This window comes from Amycolatopsis alba DSM 44262 (assembly GCF_000384215.1).
Classification (GTDB): domain Bacteria; phylum Actinomycetota; class Actinomycetes; order Mycobacteriales; family Pseudonocardiaceae; genus Amycolatopsis; species Amycolatopsis alba.
On the sequence record NZ_KB913032.1, the window covers coordinates 2,964,947 to 2,983,757 of the forward strand.

Below are 18,811 nucleotides of genomic sequence, written 5' to 3' on the forward strand. Positions count from 1 at the left end.
GAGCGTGACGCCGGGTACGTTTCTTCGTTCGGGAGCTCCGGCACACGAAGGAGGCTCCGCTTTGGCGCTCCCCCATTGGACGCCGCACAACCTGCTGCCTCCGGGCCGCCATCCCGCTGACCTGGCCGATGTCTACGAGCGGCTGGTCTTCGACGCGCCGCATCAGAACGACCGGGAGATCCTGTTCAGCGCGCTGAACGGCTACCTGGGAGTCGCCCGGCGGATCATGCCGACCGGCCGCGCGTGGATCGGCGGCGCGCTGACCGCCAGGACCCCGCACGCGCCGCTCGGGCTCGACGTGGTGCTGATCCCGGACGAATGGGGCGCGCTCAAACGGCTCGACGACGCGGGCCGCTCGGCGCTGTACGGGCTGTTCACGCTGCGCGGGGTCATCGTCGGCCAGCCCGCCATGTATCTCGACCAGGTCCAGCCCGTCGGCGGCATGCTCGACGGCTTCCTCTGCCGCCCCGGCGACGAGGAGATCTGGGAAGAAGTCTGGGCATCGGGTGGCAGGGGAATTCCGGAAGTGATCTGGTGAGGAACGAATTCCGGCGCATCGCCGACGAGATCCCCGGTGGCACCTGGCTCGACGACCTCGCCCGTGCCTCGGCGATGGCCGCGTACGCGAAGTTCGAGCGGACGTCGCGTTCGCCGCTGCTTCGCGTGTCCGTGATCGGCGAGTCGCATCTCGACGCGTACACCTTCTCGGACATCAGCCGCGCGCTTCAGGACGCGACGGCCAAGATCGGGCACATCATCCGCAACCCGTCGGGCGAGGTGACCTTCGTCCAGCCCGCGGACCGGGAGAAGGCCCCGCTGATCCAGCGCGGCCAGGCGGGTAACGCGATCTTCTTCGGTTTCCCCGAACCGGCCCTCGACGACGCGCTCATCCACGACGGACTCGAATCGCTGTCCGAACGCGCGGTCAAGGAACTGTGCGACTTCCTGCCTGCCAACGGTTCCGACGACGGCGCACTGGACGCGGTGCTGCTGCAGCGCGACACCGTCCGCAACGCGGTCAGCGACATCGTCAACGCTGTCAGCAAGCACGCCGGGATCGGCATGGCGATGACCCCGACCGCCGGTGACGAGCTGACCCGCAGCATGACCACCGAGCAGGCGCGGATCCTGTCCGGGAGCCTGCGCGAGTCGCGGGAAGCGGTCGGCTACGAGACGGTCAGCGGCAGGCTGGACGGCGTCCGCACGCGGCGCCGGATCTTCTATCTCGAACGCGAATCGGGCGGCACGATCCAGGGCGCCGTCGCGCCGGATCTGCTCGACGAGATCAAGGAGAACCTGGACCGTCCGGTGACCGCGAGGCTGCGCGTCGTGCGTACCACGACCATCGACGGCCGCCGCGGCCGCCCGGTGCACGAGCTGCTGGAGATCACCCCCGAAGTCAGCCTGTTCGATCAGTGATCGGGTTTCCGATATTTCGACGATGCCACAATTCTCGTCAGAAAATATCGATGACCGCTTCATGATCGTTGAATAATGACTTTTTCCGGCAGGTAACAATTTCGGCCGCTTCCCCGAACGATGGGTTAACGTCTTCGGACGGAAGCCTCCGAAAGGGCAAGCATGCCGACCGATCCACCTCTCCCGCACCCGCAGGCCACTCGCTACGGACCTGGGTTCGCCACGCACGGAACCCGGCACAAGAAGCCCAAGAACGGCCTGGTCATCGCCGGTTTCCTGGTCGGGCTGGTGGCACTCGGGGTCGCCTTCGTCCCGATCGCCGGAGTCGCCGCATGGCCGCTCGCCGTGACCGGATTGGTTCTTTCCGTAATCGGTTTGACCAAAATCAAGAAGGGCGAAGCCGACAAGAAGGGAATGGGGATCGCGGGGCTCGCGCTTTCCATTGCCGGTTTGCTGGCCGCGAGCGGGTTACTGGTCTACACCAACTTCTTCGCCACCGGTCGGTCCGGACTGCACATCCCGGCGGCCGCGGGCGACAAGAACACCGTCGAGTTCGTCGTCAGCGCCTCCGGTGGCGCGACCGTCCGGTTCGGTTCGCTCAACGACCAGCGGAGCGAGACGACCCCGGCCAGCACCGACGAATGGCGTGGCACGGCGTCCTTCAACTCGGGCGACTACCTGCTCACCGTCACCGCGGACACCCGGAACGCGTCGGTCAGCAACCAGATCTCCTGCACGATCCGGGTCAACGGCCAGAAGGTGGCGGAGAACAAGGGCCAGACCATCGCCCTGTGCACCGCGAGCACCGGCTGATCCCCGCGCGTTTCGGATTACCCGCCTGGCGGCCGGCCGGTATCGCCCCCACCTCCACCGGCCGGACCGCCACGAGCCGCTCCTGGCGGCTCTTCAGGCGAACCCCGAAAGGCCCGCCCGAGCGCCGATCTCTACCGAATGCCCCTCCCCTAGGGCTCGATCGACGCTGAACGGGACCCTACGCGCGTGAGACACAAGGCCACTAAGAATCCGCTAAGGATCACTCAGGGACCTTCGCCGAGGTCGGTGAGTTCCGCACGGACCAGGGCCGCGAGCTTCGGATTCGCGTCCGCCAGGATTTTCAACGCGAGCGCGAACTGTTCGCGGGCACCGTCCACATCCGACCCGGTCCGCAGCACCCTGCCCAGGGTCAGCCGCAGCACGCCTTCCTGGAGGACGAACCGACGGCTGATGGTCAGGTCGACGGCCTCCCAGACGTACCGTTCGGCGGCGGCGAGTTCGCCGATCCGCATGCTCAGTTCGGCCAGGTTGTTCAGCGAGACGACGACATAGCTGTCGTCGCCGAGGGTCCGGTCGATCTCCAGCGAGGCGACCTGATGCCCGATCGCCTCGATGAACCGCCCGGACCGTTTCTCGGCCTCCGCGCAGTTGTTGAGCGCCTGCCCGCGCAGTTCGAGGTCGCCGGTCCGCTCGGTCTCCTCGGCCGCCTGGCGCAACGTCGCGATGGCTTCGTCGTACCGCTCCAGCAGGGTCAGCGCGGAGCCGAGGTGGATGTTCGCCGAGACCATCAGCCGGTTGTCGCCGATCGCGCTCGCGAGTTCCAGCGCGCTTTCGGCGTCGGCGAGACAGCCCTGCGGCAGTTCGAAGGTGAGCGCGATGGCGCACCGCGAGATCAGCATCCAGCAGCGGCCGAGGACGTCACCGGACCGCTCGGCTGCCTCCAGTCCGATCTCGACCAGCCGCGTCCACTCGTCCAGCAGCGGGTACACCGCGCGATAGGTGTGCGCGACCCTCGCCAGCCGCCAGACGTCGTCGTGGCGCCCGCCGGCGCGGGCGGCTTCGAGGACCTCGACGAGGTTCTCCCATTCCGCGGTGAACCAGTCCTGTGCCTCGGCGAAGGAGCCCAGCGGCGGCGTCTGCGCGTCGGTCAGCACACCGGTGAAGTCGAGCGGGTCGACGATCCGCAGCATCTTCCGCCGGGCCCTGTCGGCGACGGCCTGGTAGAACCGCACCGAACGCGACAGGACGTCTTCCCGGTCGGTTTCGTCGAGTTCGTTCTCCGCCAGTTCGCGCAGGAACAGGCGGACGAGGTCGTGCGGGGCGAAGGAGTCGCGGCCGGTTTCGGTGAGCAGGTTGTGCGCCGTGAGCACCCGCAGATGCCGCCGCGCCTCGGCGACGGTGATCTCGCCGATCGCCGCGGTCAGATACGAGCCCGCGGAGACGACCTGGACCACGCCGAGCCGCAGGAACGTGTCCGCGACCTCGGACGGCAGCCCGCGGAACGACACGTCGAACGCCGCGCGGACCCCGTCGTCCGGGCCTTCGACATCGAGCGCGGCCAGCCTGGTGCGTTCGTTGCCGAGCTCGTCGACGAGGTCCTGCGCGGACCACTGCGCGCTGGCGGCGAGCCGGGCGCCCGCGATCCGCAGCGCCAGCGGGAGATAACCGCAGAGCCGGGCGAGCGCGTGGTTGAGGTCGAATCCGGCGGGCCCGGCGAGTTCCTCGATCAGCCGGACGGCGTCGCCGGGCGCGAGCGTGCCGAGGACGCGCAGCTTCGCCGCGTTGGACACGGCGAGCCCGTCGAGCCGGGATCGGCTGGTCACCAGCGTCATCGACCGCGAACCGGGCGGCAGCAACGGCCGCACCTGCTCGGCGGACCGGGCGTTGTCGAGGATCACCAGCATCCGGCGCCCGGCGATCATCGAGCGGTAGAGCGCGATGCGTTCGTGGACCTGCTCCGGGACGCCGTCGGAGGGGACGCCGAGCCCGAGGAGGAACTGGGTGAGCAGATCGGCGGGCTCCAGCGGCGGGTGATGCGGGTCGAAACCCCGCAGCGAGGCGAAAAGGATGCCGTCGGGAAAGCGGCGGACGGCGCGATGCGCCCACCACACCACCAAGCTGCTTTTGCCGATTCCGGCGGTCCCGGAGACCACGCCGACCGCGGTCTCGCCCGCCTCGGCCCGCTCGGCGAGGTCGTCGAGCCAGGCCAGATCGGCCTCACGTCCGGCGAGACTCGGCACGGCGGGCGGCAACTGCTGCACGGGCGCCGTTTCGGCCTTCGGATCCGCGAAGGCCTTGACCGGCAGATCGTCGTTCAGGACGCGTTCGTGCAGCCAGCGCAGGTCCGCGCCGGGTTCGACGCCGAGCGTCCGCAGGGTCGCCCGCGACACCGTGCGGTACAGCTCGAGCGCGTCGCCGCGGCGACCGGCGTGATAGAGCGCGCGCATCAGCTGACCGGCCGTGCGCTCGGCGAGCGGGCTCGCCCGGACCAGCGGGCTGAGCTCGACGATCAGTTCCGCGTGCCTGCCGAGTTCGAGATCCGCGTCGACCCTGGCACCGTGCACGGCGAGCCGCAGATCTTCCAGCTCGGGCGCGCGGACCGAACCCGGCACACCGGCCAGCGCGGGCCCCTGCCACAGCGCGAGTGCCTCGGCGAGCAGCTCGGACGCCTTGTCCGGATCTTCCGCCGAGGACTGTTCCAGCAGCGAACGGGCACGGTGGACATCGATCCGGCCCGGCTCGACGGTGAGCTGATAACCGGGCGGCGCGGTGAGGATCCGGGCGCCGCCCGGATGGTCACCCTGGATGTCACGGAGCACGCGACGCAGATGGGAAACGTTGCCGTGCACGATCGTGCGGGCGGTGGCGGGCGGATCGTGGCCCCAGAGCGCGTCGATGATCTCGTCGAGCGCGACGACCTTGTTGACCTTCAACGCCAGCAGCGCGAGCAGACCGCGGACACCGGGGCCGCCGACCGGGACCGGCCGTTCGCCGTCGAGGAGGCGCACGGGACCGAGGAGCTGGAAGCGAGCAGGGGAACCGCTTTCGCCCATGGCAAGCCCACCTCCTCCGATCTCTCCCCTTACCGGAGTAGCCAACCTACCGCGCGAAGAGGCCGCCAACCAGGAAACACGAGGAAAGAGAGACATAGCTGGTCGGAAGCGGTCAACGGGAAATGACCAAAATCGATGTGAGTGGTAAGTCGGTTCCGATGAGGGAAAGTCAACGTGTCCAGGCGGGTGGCGGGTGGGCGTGTCGGGGAAGGCTCCCTTCGCGTCACGCCCGGCCGCGCTTCGGATGCCCCAAAGGGCCCCTTCAGGACGTTGAACGTCCTGAAGGCGCCCTTCAGGACACGACGTCGAGTCACGAGACCTCAGCCTCCAGGCACGTCGCGAGCGAAAGTGCGGGACCGGCGGACTGTCTCCCCGGAAGCGCGCCGGCGCGACGGGGAGACTTCACCCCGCGCGCCTCTTCGTCAGCGCGCGGCAGCAGAACAGTGCGGCAATAAAAAAGGCTCCGTGCCATCAGTCCCGATCTGATGGCACGGAGCCGGGGGATGTCCGATTTGGGCCGCCTGGGGGCGCGACCCACACCGGACATCGGCGTCCACGTCGTCCGGGTGGGCTCACCCCGAGCGAAGAACCCGTTCGACCGTCGACAACACCTACGTGAGCGAGCCCACTGGCCCGCTCACGTGGCGACAACGTAACAGGGCGCACACCGACGGCTACAGCCGCCCCGCCATGGCCTGCGCTACCTGCGGTTTCTTCAGCGCGTCAGCGGGGACGAGTCGCGGCCCGCGATGAACGCCGGACGCGGTTCGATCGCGGCGTACGGGTTCCGCAGCGCGTTCTCGACGCTGTTGAACACGATGAAGATGTTCGACCTCGGGTACGGCGTGATGTTGTTCGACGAACCGTGCATCACATTCGAATCGAACCAGAGCGCCGAACCGGCCTGTCCGGTGAATTGATCGATTCCGTATTCGGCGGCGAGTTTGGTGATGTCTTCCTCGCTGGGAACGCCCGCCCGCTGCTCTTTCAGCGAACTCTTGTAGTTGTCCTCCGGGGTCTCCCCAGCGCATTGGACGAAGGTCCGCTGCGAACCCGGCATCACCATCAGCCCGCCGTTGAACGGGTAGTTGTCGGTGAGCGCGATGGAGCAGCTGACCGCCCGCGGCGCGGGCATGCCGTCCTCGGCGTGCCAGGTCTCGAAGTCCGAGTGCCAGTAGAACCCGGTGCCCTTGAAACCGGGCATGTAGTTCACCCGGCTCTGGTGGATGTAGACCTCGGAGCCGAGGATCTGCTGCGCCCGGTCGAGCACGCGGGGATCGCGGACGAGTTCCGCGATCAGCTCACTGGTCTCGTGGACGTCGAAGATCGAGCGGACCTCACCGGTCTTGGCCTCGGTGATGACCCGCTCGTCGTCGCGATGGTCTTCCGACGACATCCGGACGAGATCCTGCCAGTAGGTCTGGATCTCGCCAGGCGACAACAACTGGTCGACGACGGTGTAACCACGGGTCTCGTGGTTGGCGAGCGCGGCCGCGTCGATGGGACCGTCGGCCTCGGTGCCCCAGACGGTGGGGTGCGTCCTGGGCAGCTGTTCGGGCTTACCCGTGATGCGGGTCGGGTAACTGTCGTCGACTCGGGTGTCGGTCAGCGTCAAAGCGGTCGCCTCCTCGAGCGATTCCTAGGGTTCGGTGACGAGCGGGTACACGCCGTTTTCGTCGTGGACTTCACGACCGGTGATGGGCGGGTTGAACACGCAGACGCACTTGATCTCGGTCTTGGGCCGGACCTGATGCTTGTCGTGGTCGTTGAGCAGGTACAACGTGCCCGGCTTCAGCTGGAAGACCTCGCCGGTCGCGGTGTTCTCGAGCTCACCTTCACCGGAGGTGATGAAGACCGCTTCGATGTGGTTCGCGTACCAGAAATCGTTGACCGTCCCGGCGTAGAGCGTGGTCTCGTGCACCGAGAAACCGACACCCTCCTTGGCCAGCACGATGCGCTTGCTGCGCCAGTTCGGGGTCTTGATGTCGGCGTCGGTGTCGGTGACCTCGTCGAGTGTTCTGACAAGCAACGGAAAACTCCTTCTCGTTCCTGGTTGTGGCGGTCGGTTCGGGTCAGCTGAGGACGGTGGCGACGGCCTCGTCGATGATCGACAGGCCCTTCGTGAGCTCGTCCTCGGTCAGGGTGAGCGGCGGGAGCACCTTCATGACCTCGCCGTCGGGGCCGGAGGTCTCCATGAGCAGCCCGCGCTCGAACGCGGCGGCGCAGACCTTGCCCGCGAGGTCGCCGTTGGCGAACTCGATGCCGCGGGCGAGGCCGCGGCCCTTCGCGAACAGGTTCGCGTCCGGGTACGCCTCGACGATGCCCTGGAACGCGGCGGCGATGCGCTCACCCTTGGCCTTGGTCGACTTCTCCAGCTCGTCGTCGCTCCAGTAGACGCGCAGCGCCTCGGTCGCGGTGACGAACGCCGGGCTGATGCCGCGGAAGGTGCCGTTGTGCTCACCCGGCTCCCAGACGTCGAGGTCCGGGCGGATCAGCGTCAGCGCCATCGGGATGCCGTAGCCGCCGATGGACTTCGACAGGCAGACGATGTCGGGCTTGATGCCCGCGTCCTCGAAGCTGAAGAACGGGCCGGTGCGGCCGCAGCCCATCTGGACGTCGTCGAGGATCAGCAGGATGCCGTGCTTCTTGCACAGGTCGTCCAGCGCCTTGAGCCACTCGATGCGCGCGGCGTTGATGCCGCCCTCGCCCTGGACGCCTTCGACGATGACGGCGGCGGGCTCGTTCAGGCCGCTGCCGGAGTCTTCGAGCAGCTTCTCGAAGTAGAGGAAGTCCGGGATGGAGCCGTCGAAGTAGTTGTCGTACGGCATCGGGGTGGCGTGCACCAGCGGGACACCCGCGCCGCCGCGCTTCATCGAGTTGCCGGTCACCGAAAGGGCGCCCAGCGTCATCCCGTGGAAGGCGTTGGTGAAGTTGATGACCGATTCCTTGCCGGTCACCTTGCGCGCGAGCTTCAGCGCGGCCTCGACCGCGTTCGCGCCACCGGGGCCGGGGAAGACGACCTTGTAGTCGAGATCGCGCGGCTGGAGGATCTTCTCCTTGAACGTCTGGAGGAAGTCCCGCTTGGCCACGGTGAACATGTCGAGCGCGTGGGTGACGCCGTCACGGGCGATGTAGTCGATCAGGGCCCGCTTGAGCGCCGGGTTGTTGTGCCCGTAGTTAAGCGCGCCGGCGCCGGCGAAGAAGTCGAGATAGGCCTTGCCGTCTTCGTCGTACAGGTAGCTTCCCTGCGCCCTGTCGAACACCACGGGCCAGCCACGGCTGTAACTGCGTACTTCGGATTCGAGTTCCTCGAAAATACTCATCACGTTTTCTTTCTCCCTGGGATCCCCGGTTTTACGTCCTAGTTGTTGCCGAGCGGACCGATTCGGTACAGGTCCTCCTGCTCATGCGTTCCTTCCTCGGCCGGGAAATCCGTCGCGGAGAACAGATCCTGGCGTTCCAAGGTGGCGTCCCATCGCTTGGCGAACGAGGCGAACAACCGGATCGAAGCCTCGTTGTCCGGAGTGATCGTGGTTTCGAGGTACCGGACCCCCTGGGCGACGAGCTGGTCGAACAGCTCGTCGAGCAGTGCCCCGGCCAGGCCTTTTCCGCGCTGGGACGCGTCGACCGCGACCTGCCAGACGAAGCCGGTGTCCTGCTTCCGATACCCGATCACGAAGCCGACCGGCTCGCCGTCGACTTTCGCGACGACCGAGGTGTCGGCGAAATCGTGGCACCACAGCATATAGGCGTAAGGCGTATTGAGATCGAGCTTCTTCGAATCGCGGGCGATTCTCCAGAGCGCGGCACCGTCTGCCTTGGTCGGGTTTTCGATCAAGTGCTTTCCGGACATGTCCAAGAAACGTACCGGAGGATTCGGGCGCGGTCAGATCAGCGCGGCGGCGGCAACGCGGCTACCTGCAATAACCTCGAAACACACGTGACAAAGGTAACGGTAACGTTTGAAGCGCAGCGCTCGTGGGTAAGGCCGCTTGGAGACGGTCTCACTGGATGTGACGATACCAACCGTTACCACTTCGTCGCACGGTCAGGACGCGATTCGGGGGCCCGATCCGCGAGGAGGGGCCTACTTGCGGTGAGCTCGCCTCCGGAAGACGGAACCCAGCGGCGTCCAGATGGCGGGCAGCAGGAACAGCAGGCAGACGACCAGCCACCAGACCGGTGCCTCGCCGCGCCGCCAGCCCGCGACGACGCCGCCGAGCCAGCCGAACAGCGGGTCCCGGATCGGCGGCAGGAACGCGGCGAAGAGCAGAGCCGCCCCCACCAGCACGCCGAGCACCGTGAGCACCATCCGCCACGTCTTGCGCAACGTCATCAGGCTGACCACCAGGAACACGATGGCGCCCGCGGCGACCGGGACACCGACCCACTGCAGGACCGGGCCGCCCTGCCCGCCGATGACGAAACCCGCCAGCACGGTGATCAGCGCCACGAGCACGTTCCACGGTGACGGCAGGGTGGCCGCGCCGCGCGTGATCCACCAGGCGCTGCGCCCGGCGGCCTGGGCGAAGGTCGCGGCGGGCTGCACCGATTTCGGCATCCTGGTCGCCCCCGCGGCCGCGTTGAGACCGGCAGCACCCGCCTTGACCAGTGTCTTCGTGAGCAGCATCGTCCCGCGTTCGTGTTCGAACCGTTCGCCGGAGACCTGGCACGCCTGGAACGCGCGCTGGGTCTGCTCGGCGGTTTCCGGCTCGCTCTCGATCAGCTGCCGGAACCGTTCCGACGGTTTCCCGTTGCCCTTGGCCGTTTTCGCGTCTTGTCCGCAATGGAGGCCGACGCAGGGCAGTTCCTCGCGCGCGATCTCCAGCTGCCGGACCCGCGCGAGCACCATCGCCGTCACCGGCATGCTGATCGGGAGGGCGGCTTCGCCTTCCACGTCGGCGAGTTCGCCGTCGAGGCCGAGGAAAGCCAGTTCCTCCTTCAGCTGCGCGCACAGGGCGTCCGCTTCCTCTTGGGAGAGCCCGTCTTCCGTACCGGGACGGCGCCAGCCGATCTTCTCGAAGGTGTCCCGCACCTGCGTCCGGAACGCCTCGCGCCCGACGACGTCGCGCAGCAGCCGCAGGCGTTTCGGGTCGAGCAGGCACTGGACCAGCCAGCCCGCGCCGTCGACCCGGCCCCACATCCAGTCGTTCGCACGCCAGGACGCCTTGTAGAACGCGCCGAAGTAGTCGGCCTGCATACCGGTGAGCTTGTCCCACGAACGGCGGCGCTTCATGTCCAGCAGCGTCCGCGAATCCGCGCTCACCTGGACGAGGTCGACCCGCTGGTCGACCGACGGCGGCTGCGCGAGCAGACCCCGCGTCGCGATGTGCAGCCGCACCAGCCGGGAGGTGACGACCGCGTCGCCGGCGCTTTTCTCGTCGGAGGTGAGCGCCGTCCACGCCAACAGCGTGCTCACCGTGTCGGCGGCTTCGGTTTCGGGTTTCCCTTGCGCCAGGGGCAAAAGTATCGGCGTCGCCTGCCGGAGCGCGGCGACCACGAGCGGCCACGCCTCCTTCAGCGTGTCCGACCGGCCCATCTCGGCCCATTTCCTGGCGAGCCCTTCGATCCAGGCCGCCAGCGTGTCCTCGGACTTCGGCGGATCCTGCCGGGTGACCCAGCCCGCGATCCGGTAGCCCCTGGCGGCCTTGTGCCGGGCCTCGTGCAGCAGCACACGGCAACGATTGAGCTGCGTCGCCTGCTCCGGCGACGGATCGAGCCGGAAGCCCGCGTTCACCAGCTGCAGGCCGGTCGCGACCGAATCGTCGAGGGCGGTGGTGCGGAAGGCGATCAGGTCGCCGAGTTCGCAGGTGTCCTTCGGCGGCTCGGTGGGCAGGCCGTCGCGCAGGCCCGACGCCGCGGCAGCGCGCAGCTGTGCCGCCGTGCCGGACGCCCACTGACGGCCTGGATCCTCCACATCGGACAGTGAGAGCCTGCGGGTCGCCTCACGGACCAGCGCGGTGGCGTCCTCCTGGACCCGCCGATCGCGGTAGTCGTTCATCAGCCGCTGGTCGACCAGCGTGTCCGGACCGCCGCGAACCCCCATCGCGGCAAGGGAAACACGGGTTCCCCTGGTCCGGACGACGGCGTCGTTGTGCCGGGTCAGGTCTTCGAGTTCGGCGCTGATCGTCTGGCTCAGCACGGTGCCGACGACCTTGCTCATCGCGCTGCCCAGCAGCGGCGGCCGCTCCGGATCGACCACGACCCGTTCGGCTTCGCGTTCCGCCGTCGGCACCACGTACAGCAGCAGCCGCCGGACGTCCGAATGCGACTGCCGTTCGAAGATCTCCCGCAGCGCCGGGCGCAACGGCTTGTTCAGCAGCACACCGCCGTCGGTGAGCCAATGCGACCGCGAGACGTCGGTGTACTCGGTCATGTCCGGATGCAACGGGCCGGTCTTCTCGCCGATCGGCATCCGGGAAAGTTCGAACGCGCCGGGGAACGACGCGGTGGAGCGCGCCGCGAGCGCGAGCGGGCCCACCACGTCATCTGTCCACAAAGGACCATCGAAGCGGAAGAGCAGGCGATGTTCGGTGTCCCGGACCAGGTTGCCGAGCGCGTCGTCGAACCTGGTCGTCTCGCCGTCGATCATCGTGCCGGTGAGCAGCACGGTGATGTCGGGGCAGTCGGGCTTCACCGTCGCCTTGTCGGTGATCCGGTGCAGCGCGTCCTTCAGATCCGCCAGCAGAACCTTGTCGCCGTCGAGCAGCGAGCGTGGTGCCTTTTCGCCGGGGTCACGGATCAGGTTGTCGAGCGATCCCGTGCTGATCCACGTGTCGCGCAGCACCTGCGGGCTCGACCGGAACGCCTCCGCCAGCCCGAGGCACGCCGCGTTGATGCCGCCCGCGCTCGTGCCGGTGAGCACGTCGAGTGAGACGGTGACGTTGAGCAGGTCGAGCAGGGCACGGTACGGCCCTTCGGCTTCCGGCGTTCTCGACGCCTGGAGCAGATGGGAGGTCTCGGTGGCGACCCCGCCCATCCAGACCGCGAGGCTCGCCCCGCCCACCATCGTCATCGCCAGCCGGATCTCCTGCGGCCACGGGCTCCCCGCGTCGGCCATGTGCGCCCTCCCCAAGGCTTAAGTGCACGAGCACTGTAGACCGGACGGCCGAACCCGCGTACCGCCGTTGGTGCCGAAATTCGTTCACCCGTAAGGGCAATTTCAGGCATTCAGTCCTCTGACGGCGGCGGCGGGCGGGGGCGGGCAGCGGCGGGACGTTGCGAAAGTGGCTTTCACAACGTTGAAGGTTGCGAAAGTGGCTTTCACAACGTCACCGAGAGGTCCGGCGGGCCGTGTAAAGAACGCGTTCAGGGGACTGAATGCGGAGGGCAGGCGGCGAAGTGCTCCAGTGCGCCGAGCGTGTCGCGAAAGCCACTTTCGGGACGTCTGGTGTCGCGAAAGTGGCTTTCGCGACACATCCTCGCCGTCGGACGGCGAGCAAAGTGGTGAAGGCCTCCTTCGCTACCTTCAGGGTAGGCAAGGAGGCCTTCACGGACCTGCAGCGCGGGTGCCCCCAGACGAGCGCGTTGCGAAAGCCACTTTCACAACGTTGAAGGTTGCGAAAGTGGCTTTCGCAACGTCGCCGCCTGAGCCGGTGGGCGCGGGACCGCCGCAATCAGGTGATGAAACGCGCCGGGGGCGGGTCAGGCGGCGAAGTGTTCCAGCAGGAGGACTTGGGCCTCACCGACGGCGAAGCCGAGGACGGCGCCGGTCGCGATCAGGATCCATTCGTCCTGCTGGAAGGCGGGCCGCAGCAGTCCCTCGAACTCGCGCGGCGACAGTTCCTTCATCTTGGTCACCAGCACGTTCCGGATGTCCATCGCGTCGTTGGCGTAGTCCTCGATGTACCGCATGGTCTCGGGCAGTTTGTCCATGATCTTCTCGGCGATGTTCAGTTTCATGTCCTGATACCGCCTGCTGCCGACGGCGAACACCACCAGCGGTTTCCCGACGCCGACGCGGCGCCCGAGCTGTTCGTCGAGCTGGCGCTGGATGAGCCCGAGCACCCGGTCCGACAGCGGGCCGTGCAGCACCGCCTCGATCACGTTGTGCGGGGTGATGATCTCCTTCGCGATCAGCCCGCCGTACGCCTCCGCGACCTCGCCGCGCCGCTTCAGGAACAGGCCCTGCCAGCGCACGCCGAAGTACCGGCGTTCTTCGAGCGGGTAGAAGATCATGCGCAGCGCCAGCCAGTCGGTGAACCAGCCGGTGAAGAGACCGAACAGCGGCATGATCAGCGGGAACTTGAACAGCACCCACGCGACCATCTGGATGACGCCGATCAGCCCGCCGAAGACGATGCCGGAGCGGGCGATGAACTTGAACTCCTTGTCGCCCGCCTCCTGGAAGATCCGGTTCAGCAGCCGTTTGTCCTTGACCAGTGCGGTGACGACCATGCCCTTGAGGTCGAACACACTGTCCACATCGGACTTGATCAGTTCCAGCACGGCCGCGACCATCTTCGGCGTCTCGGCCTGGACGCGCTGGATCACCAGCCGCTGCATCCCCACCGGCAGCGATTCCCACAGCCCCGGCTGGTAGTGGGCCGCGACGTCGCGCACGATGTCCTCGACGGCGGCCTGGAGCGGTTTTTCGATCTCCCGCGCGATTCTCTGCGGGTCGAGCCGGGCGACGACCTCCGCCGGTTTGATCAGCTGTTCGGTCATCGTGTCGCAGGCGATGCTCGCCATCCGCGCGGCGCGTTTGGGCACGATGCCCTGCCAGCCGAGGAAGGGTTTGATCCCGATGAACTCGACCGGCTGGAACATCATCCGGATCGCGACGAGTTTGGTGGTGTAGCCGATCAGGGCGGCGACGACCGGGATCGAGACGTAGATCGGCCAGTGCCTGCCGAAATCGGCGAGGATCCCGTCGAGGAACGCGCCCATGCCGGGATCAGCCGGCGCTCGGGTCGCAGGCCTGCCAGAACTGGGCGCCGAGCCGGGAGATGTGCACCGTGCGCTTGACGAATTTGGCCCGCTTGACCGACTTCTCCGCCTCGCGGACGGTCTCGTCGGTCATCAGGATCTCGTACTGCGTCTCCAGCGCGGGCACCTCTTCGTCCAGCTCGACCAGGCCGAGCCCGATCAGCCTGGTGAGGTAGCCCGGCACCTGGTCGGGCAGCGACACCCCGGCGGCCTTGCCGACGGTGGAGGCGTTGCGCAGCACGAACCGCCCGGCGCCGCCGAGATTGGTCCGCTCGGCGACGTCGACCGCGGGGAACGGCGAGCCGTCGGAGAGCGCGGAAAGGATGCGGGCTTCGTCCGGCGTGAGCTGCCGCAGGATGATCGCGTAGAGGTACTCGCGCGCCCGCTCGCGGCCGAAGCCGATCGAGTGGTTGAGCAGTTCGGCCATCGCCGCGCGGAGCGGTTCGAGCTGCGCGCGCGTGTGCACGAGGGTGATGGTCGCCTCGACCGGGCGCGAGCTGTCGGTGTCGGGCCGGTTCATCGCGGACGCGGCGGTGAGCGCGGCGTGGTACGGGTCGTCGACCTCGTCGAGACGGCGGCGCAGCTCCGAAAGCAGCTGCCGCTCACCTTGTTTGACGATCTGTTCGGCGAGTTCGACGCCGGGGAGCTTGCGGGTGAACTCGAAACCCGTGCGGGCGGCCCAGCCCGCCAGCTGCCCCGCGCGTTTGGCGAAAGCGGCCAGGTCGTCACCGGCGGGTCGATCGTTGCTCACGGGCACTCCCCTCACGTTCGCGCTGATGCTACCTGCGAGTAGGCCGAATGGCCGAAATTGTGATGGACCAGGGTGTTTGGATGGTCACCATGAGCTTCACGCGCTGGGGTCCGCCGATCGACGTCCTCCCGCTGTTCGCGCGGGAGGAGCAGGCCTTGATGGACGTCCTCACCGGGCTGGACGCCCAGCAGTGGGCCGCGCCGACGGTGTGCACGGGCTGGACGGTGCACGATCTCGCCGCCCACATCCTCGGCGACAAGCTCGGCAGGCTGTCCCGAGACCGCGACGACTACCGGACGACGGCGCCGCGCGAGGGTGAACGGTTCGGCGACTTCATCGACCGGATCAACGACGAATGGGTGGTCGCGTGCCGACGGCTGTCCCCCGAAGTGCTGTTCGCGATGCTGGTGGACAGCACCTCGCAGATCGCCGAGATGTTCGGCCGCGCCGACCTCGACGCCCTGGGAGATCCGGTGAGCTGGGCCGGGGACGAACCGGCGCCGGTCTGGCTCGACGTCGCCCGCGAGTACACCGAGTTCTGGTTGCACCAGCAGCAGATCCGCGAAGCCGTCGGGGCACGGATGCTCGACGACCGGGACTTCCGCGGGCCGGTGGTCGACACCTTCATGAGGGCGCTGCCGCACACGTTGCGTGACGTCGAAGCGCGGACAGGACGGCAGGTCGTCTACACCGTCACCGGCCAGGGCGGCGGGAAGTGGACGGCGCAGCGGACCGCCGGTGGCTGGGAAATCGACCGTGTCGCGCCGACGTCACGGGCGCCGCTGGCCTCGGTGACGACGGACGCGGACACCTTCTGGCGGCTGTGCACCCGGAACCCGGCGGACCGGGACCTGGTCACCGCCAAGGGCGACGAAAACGTTTGCGCGGCCGTTCTCGGGATGACGTCGATCATCACATCGAGTAACGGCTCACCTTCTCCGGCTGGATGACGAGCCGGACGAGATCCAGGGTCTGGATCCCGGCGAGTTCACCGGCGTGGGCCGGGTCTTCGAGGTCCCAGTAGCGCTCGGCGAGGCGGGCGGCCAGCTCGTGTGCCCCGTCCGGCTCCACCGCGGCGCTCCCGGCGACCGAAACCCAGCGTTCGCGCTCGCCCACCGGGGCGGCGACGACGATCGAGGCGCGGGGGTCGGCGCTCAGCTTCCGCACCTTGGGCGAGTCCTTGGGCGTGAACAGCTGGATGGTGCCGTCATCGGCGGCTTCGAACCACACCGGCCGGACCGGGCCGTCGGCCACGGTCAGGAAACCGTGCAGGGGGCGGCGGAGGAATTCGAGGTCTTCGACGGTCAGCATGGACTCGATTCAACCCGGTCGGCTTGGACGTGCCCATAGGTGAAAAGCCGGATCGCCTGCGTATTCGTCTAATCTCGGAGAGGTGGACGTCTTCAGTGACCTGATCCGCGGGGTGCGCTCCCACGGTTCGCTGTTCGGCAGTTCGACGCTGTCCCCGCCCTGGTCACTGCACTTCGTGGACGGCGCGCCGCTGACCCTGTGCGCCGTGCTCACCGGCGCGGGCTGGATCGTGCCGGAGGACGGCCGGCCCGAACTGCTTCGCGCGGGCGAGACGATCATCGTGCGCGGCCCGGCGACGTTCACTTTCGTCGACGAGGTCGGCACTTCCGCCGAGCCGATCGCGTGTGGTGAAGCCTGCGCGACGCCCGAACTGGGTGGGACCCGGCATCGGCTCGGCTGGGTCGACGATCTCGGCGGCGAGACGACCTTGATCGTCGGCGCGTACCCGGTGCGCGGCGAGATCGGCCGCCCGCTGCTGGACGCGCTGCCCGTGGTGCTGCGGGTGGACGCCGGGGGCGCGGGCGATCCCGTGCTGGACCACCTCGCCGCCGAGGTCGCCGTCGACGCGCCGGGTCAGCAAGTGGTTCTAGACCGGCTGCTGGACTGGATGCTGGTCTGCTCCCTGCGCGAATGGTTCGACCGGCCCGGCGGTGAGCCCCCGGCGTGGTGGGCGGCCCAGCGGGATCCGGTGGTCGGCGACGCGCTGCGCCTGCTGCACGCGGAACCGGCGGCACCGTGGACGGTCGGCGCGCTGGCCGGGCGGACCGGGGTCTCGCGGTCGACGCTGGCCAAGCGGTTCGCCGACCTGGTCGGCGAACCGCCGCTGACCTATCTCACCCGCTGGCGGATGACCCTCGCGGCGGATCTGCTGACCGGCGAGGAATCCGCGACCATCTCGGACATCGCCCACACCGTGGGCTACTCCGACCCCTTCGGGTTCAGCGCGGCGTTCAAACGCGTGCGCGGCGTCAACCCGAGCGAGTTCCGGCGCGGCGCCCTTCAGCGCAGCTGATGCCGGGACTTCTTGGCCTGCTTGCGCAATTGCAGGATCCTGGCGCCGCCGACGAGCGCGACCAGCGCGCCGCCGGCGATCACGGAGAACAGCATCGCGACGGCCAGCGGCATGCTGCCGGACATGCCGAGGAAGTGGACGGTCGCCGTGTCCTGGTTCTGCAGGATGAACACGAGCAGGAACACCAGCACGATCAGCGCCACGATGACGGCGATCCACGTCCCGCTCACCCTGGTCCGTTTGAGTTTCGGACCGGCCTCGAATTTCCCGCTGTGGCGCGCGCCGCCGGTTTCGGGCGGCTTCACGGGATCGACCGGAACCTCGGCGGCACCCTCCTGCGGCTGCGTCATGCAGGACAGTGTCCGCCGAAGTACGCGCGATCGCGCCCTCAAGCGTCCGAACGGGTGACCTCGTCCGCCGCGCGCAGCACGCGCAAGGTGTTCTTACCGGCCAGCTTCGCGCAATCCTCCTCGCTCCAGCCGCGTTCCAGGAGCGCGGCGAACAGCACCGGATACTTCGAAACGTCTTCGAGGCCTTCGGGCAGCGTCGCGACTCCGTCGTAGTCCCCGCCGAGACCGATGTGGTCGACACCGGCCACTTCGCGCGCGTGCTCGATGTGCGCGACGACGTCGTCGATGGAGGCCTTCGGCTTCTCGGGGCCGCCGCGCTCCGCGGTGAACTTCGTGCGCTGGTCGATGTTCCGGTAGTCCCGGCCGGCGGCTTCCATGTCGAGGCGCAGCCGGTCGTCCCACTCGGCGACCTTGGGCGAGATGAAGCCCGGCACGAACGTCACCATCGCGACGCCGTCCTTGGCCGCCAGGGTTTCCAGGACGTCGTCGGGGATGTTGCGCGCGTGGTCGTTGACCGCGACGCACGAGGAGTGGCTGAAGATCACCGGCGCGGAGCTGACCTCCAGCGCGTCGCGCATCGTGCTCGGCGCGACATGCGAGAGGTCGACCAGCATGCCGATCTTGTTCATCTCACGGACGACGTCGCGGCCGAAATCGGTGAGCCCGTTGTGCGCGGGTTCGTCGGTGCCGGAGTCGGCCCAGGTGGTGTTGTAGTTGTGCGTCAGCGTCATGTAGCGGACGCCGAGGCGGCGCAGGATCCTCAGCACGCCAAGGGATTCGGCGATGCTGTGGCCGCCTTCGGCCCCCAGCAGCGACGCGATCTTGCCGTCACGGAAGGCGGCCTCGGCCTCGTCCGCGGTGTCCACGAGCGCCAGGCGATCGGGGTAGCGCTCGGCCATCTGGTGCACGATCTCGATCTGTTCGAGCACCGCCGTCACCGCGCTGTGCCCCTCGAACTGGCAAGGCACGTAGACGGACCAGAACTGCATCCCGAGCCTGCCTTCGGCGAGCTTCGGGAAGTCGGTGTGCAGATGCGGCTGGCGGACCGTGAGATCCGTACCGGCCACGGCCTCGACCGGGTCCGGCCCGGTCGTGACCCGCAGCTCCCATGGCAGATCGTTGTGCCCGTCCGCGAGCAGCACCCGGTCGAGCAGGGCCTGGGCCCGGACGAGGTCCCCGTTAGTCATCCGACGATTTTACGTTCGCGTGCTTT

16 protein-coding genes are annotated in these 18,811 nt (G+C 68.0%); 5 read left to right on the top strand and 11 right to left on the bottom strand.

The window, feature by feature from the left end; genetic code table 11:
- Positions 1-61 precede the first annotated feature (61 nt).
- The 3 genes from AMYAL_RS0113935 to AMYAL_RS0113945 all read left to right on the top strand — a co-directional run bounded on the left by AMYAL_RS0113935 (position 62) and on the right by AMYAL_RS0113945 (position 2,232).
- A complete protein-coding gene (locus AMYAL_RS0113935; protein WP_020631923.1) occupies positions 62-538 on the top strand; it encodes a DUF6932 family protein in 477 nt (158 codons plus the stop codon).
- Complete coding sequence (locus tag AMYAL_RS0113940; protein WP_020631924.1) at positions 535-1,419, top strand: hypothetical protein; 885 nt, start codon at positions 535-537, stop codon at positions 1,417-1,419. Before AMYAL_RS0113935 ends, AMYAL_RS0113940 begins: the two co-directional genes overlap by 4 nt.
- A 162-nt stretch (positions 1,420-1,581) precedes the next feature.
- On the top strand, positions 1,582-2,232 hold the full coding sequence (locus AMYAL_RS0113945) for a DUF4190 domain-containing protein (protein WP_020631925.1): 651 nt from the start codon (positions 1,582-1,584) through the stop codon (positions 2,230-2,232).
- 224 nt (positions 2,233-2,456) lie between these two features.
- Here AMYAL_RS0113945 and AMYAL_RS0113950 read toward each other — a convergent pair whose 3' ends face one another.
- From AMYAL_RS0113950 to AMYAL_RS0113985, 8 genes are all read right to left on the bottom strand, one after another.
- Entirely contained in the window at positions 2,457-5,246 is a 2,790-nt protein-coding gene (locus AMYAL_RS0113950; RefSeq protein WP_020631926.1) for an AfsR/SARP family transcriptional regulator, read from the bottom strand.
- Between the two features lie 715 nt (positions 5,247-5,961).
- Positions 5,962-6,861, bottom strand: coding sequence for an ectoine hydroxylase (gene thpD, locus AMYAL_RS0113955; RefSeq protein ID WP_020631927.1), 900 nt, complete (start codon positions 6,859-6,861; stop codon positions 5,962-5,964).
- Between the two features lie 24 nt (positions 6,862-6,885).
- Positions 6,886-7,275, bottom strand: coding sequence for an ectoine synthase (locus tag AMYAL_RS0113960; RefSeq protein ID WP_007033454.1), 390 nt, complete (start codon positions 7,273-7,275; stop codon positions 6,886-6,888).
- A gap of 43 nt (positions 7,276-7,318) precedes the next feature.
- On the bottom strand, positions 7,319-8,569 hold the full coding sequence (ectB, locus tag AMYAL_RS0113965; RefSeq protein WP_020631928.1) for a diaminobutyrate--2-oxoglutarate transaminase: 1,251 nt from the start codon (positions 8,567-8,569) through the stop codon (positions 7,319-7,321).
- A gap of 38 nt (positions 8,570-8,607) precedes the next feature.
- On the bottom strand, positions 8,608-9,099 hold the full coding sequence (ectA, locus tag AMYAL_RS0113970; protein WP_026467053.1) for a diaminobutyrate acetyltransferase: 492 nt from the start codon (positions 9,097-9,099) through the stop codon (positions 8,608-8,610).
- A gap of 234 nt (positions 9,100-9,333) precedes the next feature.
- Positions 9,334-12,306 carry a patatin-like protein gene (locus tag AMYAL_RS0113975; RefSeq protein ID WP_020631930.1) on the bottom strand — a complete coding sequence of 991 codons (2,973 nt, stop codon included), beginning with the start codon at positions 12,304-12,306 and terminating at the stop codon, positions 9,334-9,336.
- 584 nt (positions 12,307-12,890) lie between these two features.
- Positions 12,891-14,135, bottom strand: a complete 1,245-nt coding sequence (locus AMYAL_RS0113980) for a DUF445 domain-containing protein (protein WP_020631931.1) — start codon at positions 14,133-14,135, stop codon at positions 12,891-12,893.
- A gap of 7 nt (positions 14,136-14,142) precedes the next feature.
- The gene (locus AMYAL_RS0113985) at positions 14,143-14,925 is read right to left on the bottom strand and encodes an Abi-alpha family protein (protein ID WP_020631932.1); all 783 of its coding nucleotides are present in this window, start codon (positions 14,923-14,925) and stop codon (positions 14,143-14,145) included.
- Between the two features lie 80 nt (positions 14,926-15,005).
- Here AMYAL_RS0113985 and AMYAL_RS0113990 point away from each other — a divergent pair, with 80 nt between their 5' ends.
- The gene (locus tag AMYAL_RS0113990; protein WP_143267809.1) at positions 15,006-15,875 is read left to right on the top strand and encodes a maleylpyruvate isomerase family mycothiol-dependent enzyme; all 870 of its coding nucleotides are present in this window, start codon (positions 15,006-15,008) and stop codon (positions 15,873-15,875) included.
- Here AMYAL_RS0113990 and AMYAL_RS0113995 read toward each other — a convergent pair.
- Positions 15,838-16,236 carry a pyridoxamine 5'-phosphate oxidase family protein gene (locus AMYAL_RS0113995; protein ID WP_020631934.1) on the bottom strand — a complete coding sequence of 133 codons (399 nt, stop codon included), beginning with the start codon at positions 16,234-16,236 and terminating at the stop codon, positions 15,838-15,840. The genes AMYAL_RS0113990 and AMYAL_RS0113995 overlap by 38 nt on opposite strands.
- A gap of 82 nt (positions 16,237-16,318) precedes the next feature.
- On the opposite strand from AMYAL_RS0113995, the gene AMYAL_RS0114000 reads away from it, so the two are divergent.
- Complete coding sequence (locus AMYAL_RS0114000; protein ID WP_020631935.1) at positions 16,319-17,248, top strand: AraC family transcriptional regulator; 930 nt, start codon at positions 16,319-16,321, stop codon at positions 17,246-17,248.
- On the opposite strand, the gene AMYAL_RS0114005 is transcribed toward AMYAL_RS0114000, so the two are convergent.
- Both AMYAL_RS0114005 and AMYAL_RS0114010 read right to left on the bottom strand, forming a co-directional pair.
- On the bottom strand, positions 17,236-17,598 hold the full coding sequence (locus tag AMYAL_RS0114005) for a LapA family protein (protein WP_020631936.1): 363 nt from the start codon (positions 17,596-17,598) through the stop codon (positions 17,236-17,238). The genes AMYAL_RS0114000 and AMYAL_RS0114005 overlap by 13 nt on opposite strands.
- A gap of 38 nt (positions 17,599-17,636) precedes the next feature.
- On the bottom strand, positions 17,637-18,785 hold the full coding sequence (locus tag AMYAL_RS0114010) for a dipeptidase (protein WP_020631937.1): 1,149 nt from the start codon (positions 18,783-18,785) through the stop codon (positions 17,637-17,639).
- Positions 18,786-18,811: the final 26 nt, after the last annotated feature.

What these genes read in the sequence shown, in the direction of transcription:
- AMYAL_RS0113945 (WP_020631925.1), top strand. Translation starts at nt 1,582, where the DNA reads ATGCCGACCGATCCACCTCTCCCGCACCCGCAGGCCACTCGCTACGGA.
- AMYAL_RS0113950 (WP_020631926.1), bottom strand. Translation starts at nt 5,246, where the DNA reads ATGGGCGAAAGCGGTTCCCCTGCTCGCTTCCAGCTCCTCGGTCCCGTG.
- ectB (WP_020631928.1), bottom strand. Translation starts at nt 8,569, where the DNA reads ATGAGTATTTTCGAGGAACTCGAATCCGAAGTACGCAGTTACAGCCGT.
- ectA (WP_026467053.1), bottom strand. Translation starts at nt 9,099, where the DNA reads ATGTCCGGAAAGCACTTGATCGAAAACCCGACCAAGGCAGACGGTGCC.
- AMYAL_RS0113975 (WP_020631930.1), bottom strand. Translation starts at nt 12,306, where the DNA reads ATGGCCGACGCGGGGAGCCCGTGGCCGCAGGAGATCCGGCTGGCGATG.
- AMYAL_RS0113980 (WP_020631931.1), bottom strand. Translation starts at nt 14,135, where the DNA reads ATGGGCGCGTTCCTCGACGGGATCCTCGCCGATTTCGGCAGGCACTGG.
- AMYAL_RS0113990 (WP_143267809.1), top strand. Translation starts at nt 15,006, where the DNA reads ATGGTCACCATGAGCTTCACGCGCTGGGGTCCGCCGATCGACGTCCTC.
- AMYAL_RS0113995 (WP_020631934.1), bottom strand. Translation starts at nt 16,236, where the DNA reads ATGCTGACCGTCGAAGACCTCGAATTCCTCCGCCGCCCCCTGCACGGT.
- AMYAL_RS0114005 (WP_020631936.1), bottom strand. Translation starts at nt 17,598, where the DNA reads ATGACGCAGCCGCAGGAGGGTGCCGCCGAGGTTCCGGTCGATCCCGTG.
- AMYAL_RS0114010 (WP_020631937.1), bottom strand. Translation starts at nt 18,785, where the DNA reads ATGACTAACGGGGACCTCGTCCGGGCCCAGGCCCTGCTCGACCGGGTG.